The 4,202-nt window shown below is 66.7% G+C and carries 3 protein-coding genes; 2 read left to right on the top strand and 1 reads right to left on the bottom strand.

Features of this window, described 5'->3' with window-relative positions:
* Positions 1-111 precede the first annotated feature (111 nt).
* Positions 112-378 (bottom strand): hypothetical protein, encoded by a 267-nt coding sequence (locus GEV07_30735; protein MQA06885.1) that lies wholly within the window; start codon positions 376-378, stop codon positions 112-114.
* A gap of 1,195 nt (positions 379-1,573) precedes the next feature.
* Between GEV07_30735 and GEV07_30730 the strand changes: the two genes are divergently transcribed.
* Both GEV07_30730 and GEV07_30725 read left to right on the top strand, forming a co-directional pair.
* The gene (locus GEV07_30730; GenBank protein ID MQA06884.1) at positions 1,574-3,058 is read left to right on the top strand and encodes a multicopper oxidase domain-containing protein; all 1,485 of its coding nucleotides are present in this window, start codon (positions 1,574-1,576) and stop codon (positions 3,056-3,058) included.
* Positions 3,059-3,097: 39 nt separating this feature from the next.
* On the top strand, positions 3,098-3,538 hold the full coding sequence (locus GEV07_30725) for a hypothetical protein (protein ID MQA06883.1): 441 nt from the start codon (positions 3,098-3,100) through the stop codon (positions 3,536-3,538).
* Positions 3,539-4,202 lie beyond the last annotated feature (664 nt).

The following is a 4,202-nucleotide window of genomic DNA, read 5'->3' as shown; positions in this document are numbered from 1 at the left end:
CTAGCGAGCCGGGTGTTCATCGGTTCGCTCCACCATGCCTCTCCACGCCCGGTTTCGCTCAGTATCCGTACTTGTCACTGCCGCCGAGGGTGGTGGTCGTCTCCCCGGTGCTCATGTTCGTGGTGAGCGTGCGAACCATGCCGAGGCTGCGGTGATTGCCAACGGGGCACCACAGCTCGTACGTGCGTCGCATCGCAGGGTGACGGTGAGGCGGTTCTGCTCGCCTGGGCCGATCGTCTCGGTCTCCGTGCGGGCGACTCCTGGCCCCTTGACCGCGAGCGCATGCGTGGTCCGGCCTTCGTTGTCGACCACGAAGGTGTAGGTGCCGGAGGAGAGGCTCTTTCGCTGCAGCTGGAAGGCGTAGTCGGTCGCGGTCACGGTGACTCTTGTGCCGGTGACACTCGGCGACGCCCCTCCTGTTGTGGTGCCGCCGCATCCAGTCAGCACGAATGGCGCGACAGCCAGGACGACCGTCGCTCGCCGGCGAGCGCTCATATCGGCGCCTTTCCCGCCGTCGGGTCAGACAGCCCACGACGCAGGTATCGGTCCACCCCGGTGAGGTCCCGGACGGCCGCCCGCTCGATGCGACGCTCGACACCGCGCACGACGGTGACACCGGCGGTGAGATGGTCGACGAGGACGGGTCGGTCCTCGGTTTGAGACGGGATGCCCCGCTTTGATCAGCACCTCGACGGTGCTCGGGTGGACCTCCAGAGCTCGGGCCTCGTGGACTCGAGGCATCGGCGCGGTGCACCACCCAAGGGCTGCACGCCGTGTGCGGCCAACTCGCGGCAGGGGTCGTACTGGTCGGTCGGCCGACGAGGGCATCGAGTGGGTCGCCGTTCACATTCCCACCGTACCCTCACAGCGTCCGCTTTCCGCGTTGACAGCCTGCCGCCGCCCGGTGGGCTGTGACCCGTCGCGCTCGCCAGTATCCTTGAGATGCAAGGCGCAACTGGCCGAGTCAGCAGCGGCGCCTACCCAGCGCCAACCGGCTCCTATACTGGGCGGTATGCACGGCAGGTTCGGTCTACCGACGGGATGGTTCCCGGTCGCGCTGCGCTGGGCGCTGGTGCCGTTCATCCTGGCCGGGGTCCTTGCCATGCATGCGCTGAACGGGCCGGGCGAACATCACTCGGGAATGCCGGCGGGACCGCAAGCGGTTTCCGCCGCTACGTCTATGTCGGGCATGACGCATGCCCCAGGTCTCGCCCCCGCCGACTCACCGCCCAACTCTGGTCTGACCAAGGCCGTGGGTGCTGTCCATACGGACACCGGAACGCTCATGGCGACGTGCATAGCGATCCTGCTCGGCGCGCTGCTGCTCGTAGTACTGCGTCGATCGCCTATCCGGCTCCCACGATCACCAGTCGCCGTGGGCGCCCCCGTCGGTGCCCGTTCCTTGGGCGGACGGGCACCGCCAGCTCTCTTGCTACATCAACTCTGCGTGCTACGAATCTAAGCCGCTGCTCACGTGGCGTGGCCCTGCCATGGGTGCGCCACGCCATGCGGCCCGTCCTCGCCACCACGCCGCTGTGCGGGGAAATATCCAGCTACGCACAAGGAGATATCCATGCCCACCATCGATCGCCGCAGCCTGCTGCGCGCCGGTGTCGCCGTTCCGGCACTGGCTGCCTTGGCTGCCTGCGGCTCAGGAGCAACCAGCCCACGACTGATCTCACCGACCGACAAGCGCGTTCGAAGCGTAGAGTCCAGCCGTCGCGCCAGCGGCAACACCAGCAGGCACACGGTGCGTGCGTCAGCCGACACCGTCGACCTCGGTGGACCGACGGTGAGAACGTGGACCTACGACGGCGCGATCCCGGGACGAGAAATCCGCGTCCGGCGAGGAGATCTTGTCGAGGTGCGGCTCGTCAACCAACTTCCGGCAGAGACGAGTATCCACTGGCACGGGATCGCCTTGCGCAACGACATGGACGGCGTGCCCGACCTCACCCAGCCCTCGGTTGGACGCGGAACAAGCTTTACCTACCGATTCGTCGCCCCCGATGCCGGCACCTATTGGTTCCATCCGCACAGCGGCGTGCAGCTCGACCGCGGCCTGTACGCACCGCTCATCGTCGAGGACCCCGACGAGGCGGGAGCCTACGATGCGGAATGGACGGTCGTCCTCGACGATTGGATCGACGGCACCGACTATACGCCTGACCAGGTGTTCGAGACCCTGCGCAAGGGGATGGGAGGCATGGACCACGGCGGTGGGGAGATGGACGGACCGACGCTCATGGGCGCCACCAGCGAGCTGCTCGGTGGCGACGCGGGCGACGTGAAGTACCCACATTTTCTCGTCAATGGCAGGATCGCCAGTGCTGCCCGCGACTTCCGCGCAAAGCCCGGAAGTCGCGTCCGCATCCGACTCATCAACGCCGGCGGCGACACCGCGTTCCGGGTGGCTCTCGGAGGACACCGTCTCCTCGTAACCCACACCGACGGCTTCCCGGTCACCCCCGTCGAGACGGATGCCTTGCTCATCGGTATGGGCGAGCGGTACGACGTGGTGGTCACACTCGAGGACGGCGTCTTCCCGCTCACCGCGCTCGCCGAGGGTAAGGAAGCCACGGCGCGGGCACTGGTCCGGACCGGTTCCGGCCAGCGACCACCGGTGTCCGCCCGACCGCGCGAGCTGAACGCAAGGATCGTCGGTTACACGGACCTACGCGCCGCCGACGACGCCCAGCTGAAGCCCGCGACGCCTGATGTGGAGCACGTCCTGGAGCTCACCGGCGGAATGATGGAGTACGACTGGACCATCAACGGACGCCGGTACGACCCGAAGAAGTCGCTGCCGATCCGGGAGGGGCAACGGGTACGCGTGAGGTTCCGCAACAGCACCACGATGTGGCACCCGATGCACATTCACGGCCACACGTTCCAGCTCGGAGCCGACGGCCCCCGCAAGGACACCGCAATCGTCCTCCCGAAGCGGTCGATCACCTGCGACTTCGACGCCGACAATCCTGGGCAGTGGCTGACCCACTGCCACAACATCTACCACGCCGAGGCCGGCATGATGACCGTCCTCGGCTACCGTGCCTGAATTCTACGATGCTTAGGAGCGGAGTGGGATAGGGGATCGATGCGCTCCTGGACGAAACGCCACTGGTTGATCGCCGCAGCGGGCGCGGTCGTCGCCGCACTTGTCATCGGTGTACCGACCGGTGTCGTTCCGACCCCGTTGTACACACGGATGACGCCCGTGCTGTGGTGGAACTATCCGGTGTGGGCGGTGAGCGCAGTACTCACCGGTCTGATCACGGGAACCTATGTCAGGGCGTCATCAGGTTCGCGACCACGCCAGGGAAGGGCCGTTGCCGGCGGGCTCCTCTCGGTCTTCGCCGTCGGCTGTCCGATCTGCAACAAACTCGTCGTGCTGGCACTCGGGACGAGTGGCGCGTTGAGCTATTTCGCGCCGCTGCAACCGGTCCTCGCGCTAGCCTCGCTGGCGGTCTTGGCGGTCGCGCTGCGTCAGCGGTTACGGGCACAGCAAGCTTGTCCCGTGCCTGAATCCGTGTCTTGATCGGGCTCACTCCCCGGCCGGCGGTTTGTCGTCGAGCCCGCCAGCGCTGCCGCCCTCGCCGGCCTCCGCGACGCTGCCGACCAAGGGCAGCTACCGGAAGGGCTGTCGATCGTTCTGGTGAACACCTCCAGCGGCCTGAAGAACCTCGAGCCCGCACAGAAGGTTCATCCCGAGCCCGGCGTCGTGGAGCCATCACCTGCGGCACTCGAGGCGTTGGCCGTCTAGCGTCGAGTCGCTGCCCATGGGCTCTGCATCATGAAGTCGGGACAGTTTGGGGATCGTGTCTGGTCTCGTCCCGCGATCACCTCAACTCTCCGTCGACGACCTGGACCTGCGGATCCGGGGCCCAAGGTCCGCGTCATGGCAGCGCCACCGACCTCATCGTTTCTTGCGTACCGCCACCGCTCGGTCCGGCTCCGCCCGCTCGGTGGCCGCCGCGGCGGGCCGGTGCTCGTGACCGCTCGGGCCGAGTGCTAGCGCTCAGCGACCTGGACCCGATGTCTGACCGCGTCCGCTTGTCCTACCCGAGTTCCGCAGTTGGTGGGCATGCGCGGGCTGTCTGAACAGGGTTTGTGCTGGTAGCGGCGTTGCGTGTCGTCCGGGATCCTGAAATAGTGTGGGCACACAACTTGGCGTGTCGAGCTTGATGATGCTGCTTGTTGCT

Source organism: Streptosporangiales bacterium (assembly GCA_009379825.1).
Lineage (GTDB): Bacteria > Actinomycetota > Actinomycetes > Streptosporangiales > WHST01 > WHST01.
The sequence above is the reverse complement of the archived record's forward strand: the minus strand, read 5'-3'. Positions and strand labels throughout refer to the sequence as shown.